Origin of the sequence: Xanthomonas axonopodis pv. maculifoliigardeniae (genome assembly GCF_041519315.1) — a bacterium.
Classification (GTDB): domain Bacteria; phylum Pseudomonadota; class Gammaproteobacteria; order Xanthomonadales; family Xanthomonadaceae; genus Xanthomonas; species Xanthomonas euvesicatoria.
Genome location: NZ_CP167998.1, coordinates 4,545,316 through 4,560,212, shown reverse-complemented (window position 1 = coordinate 4,560,212; position 14,897 = coordinate 4,545,316). Strand labels below are relative to the sequence as shown.

Genomic DNA, 14,897 nt, shown 5'->3' with positions numbered 1-14,897 from the left:
TACCTTTCGCTCACACGTAACGTACCGACTTCGAAGGACGCACCATGGCCGAGATCTCCCGCAGTGCCCTGTTCGGCAAGCTCAATCCGCTGGCCTACCGCGGTATCGAGAGCGCCACCGTGTTCTGCAAGCTGCGCGGCAACCCGTATGTGGAGCTGGTGCATTGGCTGCATCAGTTGCTGCAGCTGCAGGACTCGGACCTGCACCGCATCATCAAACACTTTCAGCTCAACCCCTCCACGCTGGCGCGTGATGTCACGTCGGCCCTGGACGCCTTGCCGCGCGGTTCCACTGCCGTCACCGACCTGTCGACCAATGTCGAAGAAGCGGTGGAGCGCGGTTGGGTGTATGCCTCACTGAGTTTTGGTGAAGCGCAGGTGCGCACCGGCTATCTGGTGGTTGGCATTCTGAGCGTGCGCGGTTTGCGTAATGCATTACTGGCGATCTCCAAGGAGTTCGACAAGCTCAAGCCCGCGGTACTCAGCGAAGACTTTGCGCAGATCGTGGCCGGCTCGCCGGAAGATGGTTTGCTGCCCAGCGATGGTTTCTCACTCGGTCAGACCGCTGCACCTGGGGAGGCTAGCGGCGCCATCGCGCCGGCCGCACTGGGAAAGCAGGAAGCACTGAAGAAATTCACCACCGATCTCACCGCACAAGCACGCGAGGGCAAGCTGGACCCGATCATCGGCCGCGACGACGAGATCCGCCAGGTGGTCGATATCCTGATGCGCCGCCGCCAGAACAACCCGATCCTGGTTGGCGAGGCCGGTGTCGGCAAGACCGCGGTGGTGGAAGGCTTCGCACAACGCATCGCGCGCGGCGATGTGCCGCCCGCGTTGAAGGACGTACAGCTGCGCACGCTGGATGTGGGCCTGCTGCAGGCCGGCGCCAGCATGAAGGGCGAATTCGAGCAACGCCTGCGCGCAGTCATCGACGAAGTGCAGGCCAGCCCCAAGCCGATCATTTTGTTTGTCGACGAAACCCACACCCTGGTCGGCGCCGGTGGCGCGGCCGGTACCGGCGATGCGGCCAACCTGCTCAAGCCCGCACTGGCGCGTGGCACCTTGCGCACCGTGGGGGCGACCACGTTTGCCGAGTACAAGAAGTACATCGAAAAAGACCCCGCGCTGACGCGGCGCTTCCAGGCCGTGCAGGTGGACGAGCCGGACGAAGCCAAGGCAGTGCGCATGATGCGCGGCGTCGCTTCGATGATGGAACAGCACCACCGCGTGCAGATCCTGGACGAAGCGCTGGAAGCGGCGGTCAAGCTCAGTCACCGCTACATCCCGGCGCGGCAGCTGCCGGACAAATCGGTGAGCCTGCTCGACACCGCCTGCGCGCGCGTGGCGGTGAGCCTGCACGCTACGCCTGCGGAAGTGGACGACAGTCGCCGCCGCATCGAATCGCTGGAGACCGAGCACGCCATCATCGAACGCGAGCGTGCGATTGGCATCGTGGTGGATGAGCGTGCTGCAGCTTGCGCCAACCTGCTGGAAAGCGAACATACCCGCCTGCGCGAGCTGGAACAGCGCTGGGTTGGCGAAAAGGCGTTGGTCGATGAGCTTTTGTCGCTACGCGCGCAACTGCGAGGCGCCAATGCGCCGGTGGAAGGCACCGGCAGTGCGCTGGAAGCGGAGGCCGAACAGCGTGCGCCTGGCGATCTCGCCGTGCTCGAGGCACCGGTGCAGGTGGATCGCGACACGCTGTTAGCACGCCTGCAACTGGTACAGGCCGAACTGGCCGCACTCCAGGGCGAATCGCCTTTGATCCTGCCCACCGTCGATTACCAGGCGGTGGCCGCCGTGGTCGCCGACTGGACCGGCATTCCGGTCGGGCGCATGGCGCGCAACGAGATCGACACCGTGCTGCGCCTGCCCGAACTGCTGGCCAAGCGCGTGATCGGCCAGGACCATGCCATGGAGATGATCGCCAGGCGCATCCAGACCAGCCGCGCCGGTCTGGACAACCCGGACAAACCGATCGGCGTGTTCCTGCTCGCCGGCACCTCCGGCGTCGGCAAGACCGAAACCGCACTCGCCCTGGCCGAAACCTTGTACGGCGGCGAACAAAACCTGATCACCATCAACATGAGCGAGTACCAGGAAGCGCATACCGTCTCCTCGCTGAAGGGTGCACCGCCGGGCTATGTGGGCTACGGCGAAGGCGGCGTACTGACCGAAGCGGTGCGACGCAAGCCGTACTCGGTCGTGTTGCTGGACGAAGTGGAAAAAGCCCACCCGGACGTGCACGAACTGTTCTTCCAGGTCTTCGACAAGGGCTGGATGGAAGACGGCGAAGGCCGCCGCATCGACTTCCGCAATACCTTGATCATCCTCACCAGCAACGCGGGCACCGACCTGATCGCCAGCCTGTGCAAGGACCCGGAACTGATGCCGGATCCGGACGGAATGGCCAAGGCCATCCGCGAGCCGTTGTTGAAGGTGTTTCCGCCGGCATTGCTCGGCAGGTTGGTGGCCATTCCGTACTACCCGCTGAGCAACGCCATGCTCGGGCAGATCGTGCGACTGCAGTTGAACCGCATCAAGAAGCGGATCGAAGAGCGCTACAAGATTCCGTTCGAGTACGACGACTCGGTGGTGGAGCTGGTGGTGAGTCGGTGTACCGAGAGCGAGTCGGGTGGGCGGATGATTGATGCGATTTTGACGAATTCGATGTTGCCGGCGATGTCGAGGGAATTCCTGGGGCGGCTTGCACACCAGGCATCCATCGGAGGCGTAGGAATGAGCACGAATCCAGACGGCTTCTCGTACCTGTTCCACTGACAGGCGCAGGCGCGCACGGACAGAATCCAAAGAGAGGACTTCGATGAAGATCAGTGATGCATCGGAATTGGAAATGGTGTTGTTCCTGGATGAGAATTTCCAGGTTGTCGATGGTGTCCAGATCGAAGCGACGCAGCGGATGAGGGACATGCTCGTCTTCGCGCGCATGGCCAGTTTCCTTTCCGACAACGAAGCGCTTGCGTCGGCGGTCAAGGACCTGTCCTTTGAGCTGGGCACGGAATACGCAAAGTTCCGTGAGGTACAGCGCGATGGCGTCAATTATCGCCGTCTCGGCGCCTTCTCCTGTGCGCTTGGAAAATATGCATCCTATTACGGGTTCAGTAGGAAAGTGGTCATTCTCAATGGCCAGATTAGCCCTGCTGATTTCAACGATGTAGTGGGGGCGAAGATCATGTTTCGCGACCTTTTCACCCGCGCCCATGGCGAGTTCACGCACGCGATACAGTGGCTTCTGCTGGTCCAGCGATTCGGCGAGGTGGCGGCCGTTTACTACGCCAAGTCAGTCCAGTACCGTTCCACCCGGACGTTTCTCGCACAAGGCGGGCCACAGCGAGCCTATATGTGGAATTTCCTGGTGGACTGCTTCGACGGTGCGGAGGACTATCGACAGAACATCTACGCTAAGACATTCAGGTGCCCGCAGATCGCTACCGAACGCCTGCGGACGCTGCTCCCGACTCAATCGTGGTTGGGGGAATTCCTCTACGCTCGCCGGCACAAGGGCTTGAAAAATGGGGAGGAACCCTACGTAGACGCACACTACACGAATGGGCGGACCATCAACATGAAGCCACCCCACATCAACAGGACGGTCTGGACAAACGACGGGGAAGAAATTCGGGCCTATACCCAGCTGCGCGAAAACATCTATTACAAGTCTGTCATTGAGGGGAGGAAGAACTGAACTTTTGGAATTGTCGGGTGCGCGGCCAAGATTTCCGTAATGCCCGATAAGAACTAAAAGGAGCGCAGAGCATATGAATTCCGAGCTAGACCGGTGCAGGCAAAAACGAAGAACTGCAGAACTGCGAAGCTGCATTCTTCATCGCCGCCACTTCCTCGACGATCCAAGCCATCGGCAACAAGCGCGAGCGTGCTCGGGAACAGCGTTAGGAACACTTTAATAAAAAATCGGATCAGGTTCGGTTTAGAAGTGAATCTGACCCCGTCTCCCGGTCCAGGAGCGTTACAGGATTATTTTCAAGCATGACGATGCGCTGATGGAACTAGTGATGATTCGGTTTGCCGCGGTAGTGAAACGGAACGACGAATGATCGATGCGATTTTGTCGAATTCTTTGTTTTCCCAGATTTTCGGGATTTGGTGACGCCTATTCGGATTGGAGAACTGTGATGATTAACACCAGTGGCAGAAGGCGGTGGCTTTGCTATCAGTCGAATTTTTTAAAGGCAGGGTGCCTGGAATGAGGATCCTATTCTGGAATGTCCAGCGGCTTGGTACTGGAACGCCAGGCAGCAAGCAAAAAATAATGGAGCAAGTTGTCGCTGAGGCTTTCCATCTGCACAACGCAGAATTTGCTGTCCTATGTGAAGTTACAAGCGACCTTGAGCTTGGAGGTGTGGCCATCAACAAGCAAGTAGTCACTGCTAAGCGGACCGCAAAGGGGACCAAGGCTCAGCTTGGCTATGCAGCTATCGATGATGACCTCGATGAAAGTGTATTGATGCGCTTTAATCCTCCAAGCTTCAGGGACGTTTTCGGGACTTCGCCTTGGAAAAAAGGCGGAGGTGAATTCACGAAGCAAAGCAAGCGTCATGTTGCGTGTCTGGGGGCTTTGAACGGGATAAGTTTGTATGTTTACCATGCCAATGCTAGCGGGAAGGCGGCCTTTTTAGTTGGGTGGGTAGCCGAGGCACTGCATCAGCTGCACAACGGCTCGTTTGTGTTAATGGGAGATCTGAATTGTGAGCCCGCAGGTCTCATCCTCGCCATGCAAGAGAGTGGTTCCGATCTGAATTATTTCAATGTTGCTTTTAATGGAGACACGCATAACGCTAAGATTGGAGTTTCCAAGACGTACGATTATGCAATCTCCGGAAGCAATGTTGCGACCAATGTTGAAGTGCTTAATATTGCTCCCGCAGTGGCCAACTTTTCTAAAAGCATCAACCCGCTCGACGACATATCAGATCACTGTCCAATCATTGTGACGTTCTGAAAACCATTTGTCAGCAATGTGCCGGAACGAACGAAAGTGCAAAATAGGTAACTGGTATCACAAAGCCGGGGTAACCGGGCCAGGCTAACCTATCGGTCGACAACAGCGACTTGAGATGCCGACGAGCCGCTGAATGCCCGCAAAAAGATGCGTCTATGGCCGCTGTGCTTGCGCGTCGGCGGAAACTGCAGTTCTTTGCACTTCCATCGCCGGCCAGAGTTGTGTCCGGCGCAAAAAAAAAGGGCTGCATGCGACATCGGTCAGCGAGCACTGTGCGTCTGCTTGGCGCTGCCATCGGCAATGTGCCGGGTTCATGGCGGTCCAAGCCGGTCCAAGCCGGTCTGTAACAAGCCGCCAGGCGCGCTTTACCCGTCTTCGTCACTGAAGAAGAGAACGCGTGCTCCAAGAGACAACCTTCGTTCTCCGCTATCGGTAAGCTATGCCGTTTGGGGGGAGGCGTAAATGAAAATAAGTCTTGCGCTGGTGATGTGCGTATTGTCGTTACCGGCAGCGGCGCAGTCGGCCTACAAGTGCAGCGATGCAAAGCTGGGGACCGTTTACCAGTCCACGCCGTGCGCCGACGGCGCCGAGCAGAAGCGTTGGAACAAGCAAGCCGGGCCGGCTCCGACCGCAACGGTTACGGCGACGCAGGCAGGCCCGAACACGGCGTCTGCCACGGGCCAGGAGTCAAACCTGGGCTTACGCCTGATCAGCTACGAGCGCCAGCCGAGCCCGGAGGCGTGTATGCGCGCCACCCATGTGCGCGACAGCGCCCGCGCCGATACTACGATGCGTGGCGATCCGGATTTCATGCAGGCTCTTGAGCGAGCGGTCGTGCAGGCCTGTCGCTAGCAAGGGTGTTCAAGTCGCGCATCTGCAATCAAGGCACGGCAAGGAAGATCGATGCAAGGACGTGAAGGGGCTTTTTCCAAATGGTGCGAGTTGCTGATCGTGGTGACGATCGCCTTCGGTCTGCTGATCTGGTCCAGCCTTTCGGCGGTGGCGCGCGATGCCATAGAGCCGGTCTTCTCCGACGCTAGCCTGTGGGGCATGGTGGTCTACGAACTGCTCGTTCTGGCGATCTTGCTGCCAGTGCTGTGGTTCCGCGGATGGAGGCCGCAGTCGGTCGGGCTGCAGTGGCAACTACGCGACTTGGCGGCGGGACTCGGCTTGCTGGCGGTGTGTCTGTTGCTCACCTATCCACTGACGCTGTTGAACTGGAGCTCGGGGAGCAACACGAATCCATTCGATGCGATGGTCGCCGGGCGGCTATCGATCGCGGCTGTGCTGGCGATCTCGCTGATCAATCCGATCTTCGAGGAAGTATTGGTGTGCGGTTACGTGATCCGCGCGCTGGAGCCGCGCTATGGCCCTGCAGTTGCGGTGAATGTCAGCGTGGCGGTCCGCGCCTCGTATCACCTGTATCAGGGTCCGATTGGTGCCATCAATATCTTGATGTTCGGGCTGATCCTGGGCTGGTGGGTGGCCCGACGCGGGCGGCTGTGGCCGGCGATCCTGGCGCATGGCGCGCTGGATTTGCTGGGCTTGATGGCCTACACCTGAGTGGCCTGGCGTAGCCGCGATGCCGCACACTTGCCGCTTAACCGAACACAGGACGAAGCAATGGCACGGCGATATGGATGGAGCGGGATGCTGGTGTGGCTGGTGGCGTTCGGCGCGGTGGCGGCTGGCCCGACGCCCGGCGAATACGGCACCAAGCAAGGTTGGGGCAGCCTGCAGGTCAGCGACAAGGGTGGGGCGCGCCACTTCGAGATTCTCGCCGTGGGCGCCAACGGCCACACCTGTTCGCTGGAGGGCACGCTGCAAGGCGACAAGGCGGAAGTGCGCGATGCCAGCGACACGCCTTGCAAGCTCGCGTTCAAGCCGGTGGCCGGTGGCTTCAGCATCGCCGCACTGACGCAAGACAGTTGCCGCGACTACTGCGGCATGCGCGCCAGCTTCGAAGGCGACTATCTGAAGTTGCCTGCCGGCTGCACCTCCGCGGCCAGCAGCCGACGACGTGAGGCGTACCTGCGCGACTATCGCGGCAAGCGCTATGCCGAAGCACTCGCCGGCATGCAGGCGTTCGCGGGCGAGTGCGGCGAGTTTTTCAACTGGCTCGATCGCGACCGCTTCGCCAACGACCGCGCGCTCACCCTGCTGCGCCTGAACCGTCCGCAGGAGTGCCTGAAGGCGCTTGATCAGACCATGGCCGGTCGCAGCCGCGACGAGGCCTCGTTCCAGGCGGAGATGGACAAGGACAGCACGATGCTACCGCCAAGCGACTGGGATGCGTACCTGCCCATCGCCAAGTCCACTTGGTTCAATCGCAAGCTCTGCGAGGCGGCCAAGCGTTGAATGGGAGATGGCTTGCCTTGCTGCACGCAGGGAAGCCCTTGCGCGCGGCGTCGCACGGAGCGTCGCTCGTGGTTGATCAACGTGATGTGCAAGAGAGTGGGCGCTTGCAGCCGCGCGCGCTGGTACTCATAACAGTATCGCCACTTCAGCCCGCGAAGGATGGACAATCGAGTTCATCGTTGGATTCTTGCCAATACGCAGTCATGCCGTTCCCGATCGTCCATCGCCGCAATGCTGCGGCTGATCGCACTAGAGCGTCTTACCTAGCGTGATGACCTGGAGCCCGCTGCAGACAGAACCACCATTCTCGATCTTCGCAACCGGCTGAAACCCGTTACCTTGCCGCGTAACTACTGCCGAGCGTCAGCGCGGATCTGTCCCGAAAGCGCCGGCATCTGCTGTCGACTCCCCGTAAACTTGATCCAGCCATAACTAGAGGTCTCCGGGCACACTAGCCATCAAGGAGACCACCAATGCGCAAGAGCAAGTTCACCGATAGCCAGATCGTCGCCACGCTGAAGCAGGTCGAGGGTGGCCGCCAAGTCAAGGATGTGTGTCGTGAGCTAGGGATTTCCGATGCGACGTACTACGTCTGGAAATCCAAGTACGGCGGCATGGAGGCCGCTGATGTGCAGCGCCTTCGCGACCTGGAGACCGAGCACAACAAGCTCAAACGCATGTACGCCGAGCTGGCGATGGAAAACCATGCATTGAAGGATGTCATCGCAAAAAAACTGTAGACCCGGCGCACAAGCGCCCGCTTCTGGCCTGGCTCATCGAGCAGCATGGCTGGAGCGAGCGCCGGGCCTGTTCGGTGGTTGGCGTGGCGCGCTCGACGATGCGCTATCAGCGTCGTCCCGATCGGGATGATGAGGTTATCGCGCTGTTGTCCGAGTTGGCCGAGCGTTTTCCTGAGCGTGGATTTGGAAAACTTTTTCAAATCATCCGCCGTCGCGGACATGTGTGGAACCACAAGAGGGTCTGGCGCGTGTATTGCCTGATGAAGCTCAATCAACGTCGTCGCAGCAGGCGCCGGGTACCGACGCGTCATCCACAGCCGCTGGCCTGCGGTGATCGCCCCAATGCTGGATGGTCGATCGACTTCATGTCCGATGCGTTATGGGACGGTCGGCGTTTTCGCACGTTCAATGTCATCGACGATTTCAGTCGGGAAGCCTTGGCGATCGAAGTGGACCTGAATCTTCCGGCCGCCCGCGTCATCCGCACGTTGGAACGCATCGCAGCTTGGCGCGGCTATCCGAACAAGCTACGTTTGGACAACGGGCCGGAATTTGTCGCGCTGGCCTTGTCCGAGTGGGCCGAGCGTAAGGGCATCGCCTTGGACTTCATTGAACCGGGGCGTCCGATGCAGAACGGTTTTATCGAACGCTTCAACGGCAGCTACAGGCGCGGCGTGCTGGACATGCATCTCTTCCGCACGCTGAGCGAGGTCCGCGAACAGACCGAACACTGGCTTGCCGACTACAACCAACAGATCCCGCACGACAGCCTGGGCGGACTAACGCCCGCTGAGTTCCGTGATCAACATCAACCGCAGACCTCTAGTTTTAGCTGGCATTGAATTGCGGGGAGTCGACACTGCGGTGCTGTTTGATCTTGGATGTGGCGCCGGAACTGCACGAAGTTGAAAGCCCGTGCACGCATGGAGTACGGGATTTTAGGCGGTACGCAATTGCGGAGCGTTGCAGAAGTACGCCATCGCGCGCTGCGAGGATGCCGGCCGAAGCCTCGTCGTGATTGCCGCAGACAAGAAAAGCGGCGCCAGACCGACGCCGCTCCGTTGCAGTGGTAGAACCGTTCGCTCAATCCTTCCGGTAGATCACACCCAGCTTGTCGATGGCATCGCCGGCGCGGCCGGTGAAGCCGGCGATATGCCAGCCGGTGGGAGCAGTGAGGGTGTAGCGCTCGCTGGTCGGGGTGCCGGCGGCGATGCTGCGGCCCTGGTTGGTGGTCAGGCTGAGCGAGAACAGCCGGGTGCGGCCGTTGTACTGGCCGAGCGTGACGGTGGCCGCGGTCAGCGTTTCGCCGCTGCGCAGGGCCAGGGTGGTGGCGGTGCCGCCGCTGCCGCCGTGGGCGAGCGTGGCGCCGTTGTCCAGGCTGGCGGCCACTGCATCCAGGCGTTCGGCACCGCGCAGGGTGACACTGCGCAGCTGGCGCTGGTGCGCGCCGCCGGCCACGTCGTTGAACGGTACGCCATGCGGTCCGCCGAAGCTGTCGCTGGTGCGCACGTCGGTGCCCACCGCCCAGCCGAACTGCGTGTACAGCGGATAGTGATCCGACAGCGGCTTGCCGGCGCTGTCGTAGAAGTTGCCTGGGTCGAGCTGGTAACGATTGGCGGCCAGGGTCAGCTGCGGCGCGGCGCGGTACAGGATCTTGTCCACCACCTCGCAGGTGTTGGTCGGCGGCGTGCCGCACAGCAGCGGCGCGGCGCCGGCGGCCGGGGCGGTGCCCTTGATCAGTTCCACCCACGGATCGATCAGGTTGTTGCTGGCGATCAGCTCGCGGATGTTGTCTTCGCTGCGGGTGTAGCGGGTGTTGGAGTCCATCATCACCAACACCGCGTTGCCGGCCGACCAGGTGCCGATGAATTGCGACAACTGGCTGATGTTGGCGCGGCGGGCGGCCAGGTCGGCAGTTTCGGTACCGGCATTTGGATGGGCGTTGTAAACGTCCAGCAGCACGCCGTTGTCCAGCCGCAGCTGCATGTAGCTGAAGCCCTTCGGCGTGAGGCAGTCGGTGCCGTTGCACTTGTCCCATGTGACCCGGGTGAAGTCGTTGAAGGGATAGTTGCTCAGCGTGTTGAGGCCATCGCCGATGGCGGCGCCGCCACTGGTGGGCGTGCGGTAGGGATGGTTGTCGCCGGCGTAGAGCGCCGCGTGGTAGTTGAAGTCTTCCTGCACGTGAACCAGCGCATACGGCGCCAGTTTCGGTGCCAGCAGCGGCGTATTGGTGGCGGGGTTGCTGCTGGAGATGCCCTCCGGCAGGCCAGCGACGTTGTAGGTGAGCACGTCGAGGACGCCGACGCTGGATTGGGCGTGGGCGACACCGGCGCAGGCCAGGGTCACACCGATTCCGACGCTGAGCAGAGAACGCAGATGCTGAAGCATGATGACCTCGTGCGGTTGGGTAACAGCGGATGGACGCGACGCGTTGGGCCCAGCGCGCCGCGTGGAGGGGATCAGTGGTCCATGGCGAGCGGGTCGAGGGCGGCCTGGACGATGCGGGCGAACTGCGGCAATGGGCAGTCGTACGCCGGCGTCGCAGTGCTGCAGCCGGGAATGAAGATGGCCGCGCTCGGCGGCGGTGCCTGCAGCGTCAATGGCACGCGTTCGCGCAGCTGCGTCAGGCTCTGCGCGGTGTAGCGCAGGCGGATGACGCGCTCACCGTCGGCACGCCGCCAGCGCTCGAACACCAGCGCGCCACCGGGCACGGTTTGGTCCGGTTGGTAACCGGGCAACTGCCAGTGCAGATCGAACATGCCGGCCAGCAGGGTCAGGGTGCCGTCGTGGCCGGACACCACCACCAGACGCGCATCGCCGCCGATGGCGTCGGCCGCGGCGTGTGCATCGCTACCTTGCTGCAGCGTCGCCAGCAGGCGTGCGGCCAATGGCGTGCTGGCCAGACGCGCGACGGTCGGCGCACGCAGACGCAGCGCGAACTCGGCCTGATGCGGGGCGAACACGCGCAGCAGCGTGGCCTCGTCCAGGCTTTGCCAACCCAGCGCGGCGAAGTCCTGTCCATCGGCCCAGCCCATCAGCAGGCTTTCGGTGATGCCTGAAGCGGCGGCAGCCGGGCCATCGATACCGGGAATCGACGGGCCGGCATCATCCAGCCCGGCCGGCACCGTGGTCAGCCGCAGCTTGCCGGGCGCAGCCTGCGGCGGGCAGGGACGTTGCGCGCATTGCAGCAGCAGAAGTTCGAGCGTGTCGATCGCATCGGCCTGTGCGGCGTTCCAGGCGTGGGCGTCGCCGCCGATGCGGCCGGCGATGGCGGCCTGCATGCGCGCACGCGCTTCGGGCTGACGCAGCGCAGCGGTGCCATCGAACAGCACATCGGAAGTGCCGGTCGGCACGTGATGGACGGGGTTGGCGCAGCCGGGCGTCAACGTGCTGGCCAGCGCTTGCGCCGAGGCAATGGTGCGTTGGGTGCGGTTTGCCCAGTAATAAGCCTGGCTGCAGCCGTCGCCGATCAACAGACCAAGCGCGGTGTAGCGGGCGTGGTAGTAGTCGCCGAACAGGCGCTCCAGATGCGCACCGTTGGCGGTGAGGTGACCGGCCGGCACGGCAAAATGCGGCCATGGATGCAGCGAATAGCGGCCCAGCTGTTCGGGGCTGGACATCGCCGCACGCACGCCATGGCGTTTGAGGATCACCACCTTTTCCAGCGTGTCGGGCGCCGCATCGGTGGCGTGTGCAGGGCAGAGCGGTACGAGCGCGAGTCCGAGCAGGGCGGTGGCGCGGCGGCAAAAACGCAGAAGCATCGGCAAATCCAGTGCGAATGAAACGGTGGGGCGAAAAGAACGGCGCAGCACAGTGACGGCCGCGCGCGAGGGCGACGACCGTCAGCCGCGCATGCAGGCGCGCTTAGAACCGCGCGCGCAGACCCAGCGACCAGGTCCGGCCGTAGTCGGTGTAGCCGCCGAACAGGTGATCGCCGACGTATTGCCGCTGCACCTGACCGGTGAGATTGATGGCGTTGACGAACACCGACAGGGTGTCGTTGACCTTCCAGGCCACGTTCGCGTCCAGGCTGCCGAAGGCATCGCTGTTGAGCGTGGCGACATTGGCCGTGCCCACCGCGTTGACGATGTTGTCGCTCCAGCTGTAGCTGGCGCGCGCCATCAGCGGGCCCTTCTCGTAGAACAGCACGGCGTTGTAGGTGTTCCTGGCCACGCCTTCCAGGCTGTCGGTGAAGCGGCGCGTGCCGTCGCGGTAGGTCGCCTGGCTGTCGGTGAAGGTGTAGTTGAGCTGCATGCCCAAGCCGTCCAGCGGCGCCGGCAGGCCGGTGAACACCTGCTGGTAGGCCAGCTCCACGCCCTTGACGCTGGCCTGGCTGCCGTTGGTCTTGGACGAGAGCAGGTAGGTCTGGCCCTGGTAATCCAGGTAGGACAGCTGGGTCTGGATGAAACTGGAGATGTCCTTGTAGAACACACCGCCGGTCAGTGCCGAGGTGCCGTCGATGTACCACTCGAAGGTCAGATCGTACTGCCAGGCCTCGAACGGCCGTAGCGCCGGGTTGCCGCCGCTGGCGGTCAGCACTTCGCCACTGGAGTTGAAGGTGAGCTTGGACGAGAGGTCGGTGAGATCCGGGCGAGTGATCACCTTGGCCGCGGAGGTCCGCAGCACCATGTCCTCGCGCACGTCCCAGGCGGCGTTGAACGAGGGCAACGCGTTGGTATAGCTGCGCTCGAAATGCACTGGCTGGGCGGCGCCGTCGAGATCGGCATGGCCATCGGTGGTCTGCTCGGTGCGCACCAAGCGCACGCCCAGGTTGCCGCGCAGATCGCGCCCGGCCAGCGCGCCGCCGAAGTCGGTCATCGCATATGCCGAGCCGATCTTCTCGCGCACCTTGTAGGAATTCTGCAGGTCGGCACTATTGGGCGTGCCGCTGAGGTCGGTGGCGGTGGGCCAGTCGCCCCAGAACGGCGCCTCGATCGGCGCCAGCCACTGCCGCGGCAGTGTGCCCTTGCCGTCGACCAGCATGTCGCTCACGGGCAGCGCGGTGAAATAGCTGCCCGGAAAACGTACGCCGGCGATGCGGTTGAGCAGCAGGTCGGCACGGTCGTAGGTGCGCGAGCGCTCGCGGTACTTGGCGCCGAACTTGATGTCGCGCAGCCAGCCATCGCCGAGCGTGCGCTTGGCGTCCAGCTGCAGTGCGTTTTCCTTGTCGCGCGCATCGATCTCGCGCCATTCCAGCCGGCGCCCGCTGACGCTGGCCGGGTTGGTCGGATCAAAGCCATTGGTGAAGCTCCAGTTGGGCACGTTGTCGTCGTCGGCTTGCGGCATCTCCACGCGCATCGACAGGTTGGTGCCGCTGCGCAGGCGCGTGCGGCGAATCGGGTCGGAGTCGTAGCTGTGTGCCTGCGAATGGAAGGCCACCGCACCGAGTGTCCACAGATCGCCATTCCAGGTGCTGGACAGGCGCGCGCTGCGGTTGTCGTCGGTGATGCCGGAGGTTTCGCGCGACACCTGCACCTGGCCATTGCGATAGTCGAAGCCGGTCACGCCGCCGTGGTCCACCTGCAGGTTGCTCATCTTGGCCACGCCGTCGAAGCCCACGCCCAGGCTGTATTCGTCGTAGTGCACCGTCTGCTTGGCATACAGCAGGTCCAGATTGGTTTCCCAGGCGGCGCTGGGGCGCCATTGCAGCGAGGCGGCCACGCCGGTGCGCTCGCGCTGTTCCAGTTCCAGCGTCGGGCGCAGGCCGGTGGGCAGGTAGGACGCACCCGGCGCACCCGGCACGCCGTTGGGGTAGTAATCCCAGCTCACTTCGTTGACGCGGTCCTGGCGCAGGCTGCGCTGGGCATACGCACCGGACACCAGCATGCCGAAGGTGCCCTCGGTATTGACCCAGTTGAACAGGCCGGACACGCGCGGGTCGTTGGCATGCGTGCGTTGCGCCTGGCTGGATTCCAGCGAGGTGTTGAGCAAGGTCTTGCCCAATTCCAGCGGGCGGAAGGTGCGCACATTGACGATGCCGCCGATGGCGCCTTCATCCAGATCGGCGGTGGGGCTCTTGATCACGTCCAGGCCGGAGACCAGTTCCGCCGGCAAGGTGTCGTAGCGAAACTGGCGGCCGGTCTGGCCGGAAGTGCGCACGTTCTCGTTGACCGCCATGGTCTGGCCGTTGAGCGTGGTCACCTGGAAGTTGGGGCCCAGGCCGCGCACGCGCACGTACACGCCTTCGCCGCGGTCGCGCACGATCGACACGCCTGGCACGCGCTGCAGGGCTTCGGCCACGTTCTGCGCCGGCAGCTTGCCGATGTCTTCGGCGGCGATCACGTCCACCACGCTGTCGGCATAGCGCTTCTCGCGCAGCGCGGCACTGAGACTGCCGGCATAGCTGCCCAGCACCTGGATGCTGTCCAGTTCGCGCACCGGTGCACCGGCGGTGGCCGGGGTGGCGGTGGTGGCTGCGGCAGGCGGCGTTGCCGCGGGCGCATCGCTCACCGTCTCGGCCGGCTCGATGGTCACCGTGGTCGGCGTCAGGTAGCGATAGCGCAATCCGGTGCCTTGCAGCAGTTGCTGCAAGGCCTGCTCGGGCGCGGCGCCGGCGGTGGTGCCGCGACTCTGCTGCGTGCCGCCGACGCTGGCCGCATAGACGAACTGCAGGCCGGTCTGGCGCGACAGCGTATTGAGCGCGCGCGCCAGCGGTTGTGCGGGAATGGCGTCGACTGCGACGGGTGGCGTCTGGGCGCCGGCAGCGCCGGCATGCAGGGCGAGGGCAACGGACAGGAACAGGCAGCAGCGCATCATCACTTCCAGGCAGAGGGAGAGGGGCGTCGCACCGATCCACGCGGATCGCTGCGGCGACTA

At 62.9% G+C, this 14,897-nt stretch carries 10 protein-coding genes and 1 pseudogene; 8 read left to right on the top strand and 3 right to left on the bottom strand.

Annotation, left to right across the window (positions count from 1 at the left end; all coding sequences use genetic code 11):
- The first annotated feature begins 44 nt into the window (after positions 1 to 44).
- The 8 genes and pseudogenes from tssH (at position 45) to ACDH77_RS19380 (ending at position 8,923) form a co-directional block, all read left to right on the top strand.
- Entirely contained in the window at positions 45 to 2,783 is a 2,739-nt protein-coding gene (gene tssH, locus ACDH77_RS19415; protein WP_372353606.1) for a type VI secretion system ATPase TssH, read from the top strand.
- A gap of 43 nt (positions 2,784 to 2,826) precedes the next feature.
- Positions 2,827 to 3,708, top strand: a complete 882-nt coding sequence (locus ACDH77_RS19410; RefSeq protein WP_372353605.1) for a LirA/MavJ family T4SS effector — start codon at positions 2,827 to 2,829, stop codon at positions 3,706 to 3,708.
- 89 nt (positions 3,709 to 3,797) lie between these two features.
- Positions 3,798 to 3,914, top strand: a pseudogene (locus ACDH77_RS19405) (IS5/IS1182 family transposase); the annotation flags it as partial.
- A 379-nt stretch (positions 3,915 to 4,293) separates the two neighbouring features.
- Complete coding sequence (locus ACDH77_RS19400; RefSeq protein ID WP_031424834.1) at positions 4,294 to 4,983, top strand: hypothetical protein; 690 nt, start codon at positions 4,294 to 4,296, stop codon at positions 4,981 to 4,983.
- A gap of 462 nt (positions 4,984 to 5,445) precedes the next feature.
- Positions 5,446 to 5,835 carry a DUF4124 domain-containing protein gene (locus ACDH77_RS19395; RefSeq protein ID WP_031424832.1) on the top strand — a complete coding sequence of 130 codons (390 nt, stop codon included), beginning with the start codon at positions 5,446 to 5,448 and terminating at the stop codon, positions 5,833 to 5,835.
- 51 nt (positions 5,836 to 5,886) lie between these two features.
- Entirely contained in the window at positions 5,887 to 6,546 is a 660-nt protein-coding gene (locus ACDH77_RS19390; protein WP_031424830.1) for a CPBP family intramembrane glutamic endopeptidase, read from the top strand.
- Between the two features lie 60 nt (positions 6,547 to 6,606).
- Positions 6,607 to 7,341 carry a hypothetical protein gene (locus ACDH77_RS19385; protein WP_014091413.1) on the top strand — a complete coding sequence of 245 codons (735 nt, stop codon included), beginning with the start codon at positions 6,607 to 6,609 and terminating at the stop codon, positions 7,339 to 7,341.
- A gap of 473 nt (positions 7,342 to 7,814) precedes the next feature.
- Positions 7,815 to 8,923, top strand: a protein-coding gene (locus ACDH77_RS19380; protein WP_087944180.1) for an IS3-like element ISXca2 family transposase whose coding sequence is annotated in 2 segments (ribosomal slippage) — positions 7,815 to 8,067 and positions 8,067 to 8,923 — 1,110 coding nt in all. Because the reading frame shifts where the segments join, the coding sequence is not laid out codon by codon here.
- Between the two features lie 241 nt (positions 8,924 to 9,164).
- Here ACDH77_RS19380 and ACDH77_RS19375 read toward each other — a convergent pair.
- The 3 genes from ACDH77_RS19375 to ACDH77_RS19365 all read right to left on the bottom strand — a co-directional run bounded on the left by ACDH77_RS19375 (position 9,165) and on the right by ACDH77_RS19365 (position 14,837).
- Positions 9,165 to 10,469: a jacalin-like lectin gene (locus ACDH77_RS19375; protein ID WP_031424827.1), complete on the bottom strand. Its 1,305-nt coding sequence runs from the start codon at positions 10,467 to 10,469 to the stop codon at positions 9,165 to 9,167.
- Positions 10,470 to 10,540: 71 nt separating this feature from the next.
- Positions 10,541 to 11,842: a histidine-type phosphatase gene (locus ACDH77_RS19370; protein ID WP_014091412.1), complete on the bottom strand. Its 1,302-nt coding sequence runs from the start codon at positions 11,840 to 11,842 to the stop codon at positions 10,541 to 10,543.
- 103 nt (positions 11,843 to 11,945) lie between these two features.
- Positions 11,946 to 14,837: a TonB-dependent receptor gene (locus ACDH77_RS19365; RefSeq protein ID WP_372353604.1), complete on the bottom strand. Its 2,892-nt coding sequence runs from the start codon at positions 14,835 to 14,837 to the stop codon at positions 11,946 to 11,948.
- Positions 14,838 to 14,897: the final 60 nt, after the last annotated feature.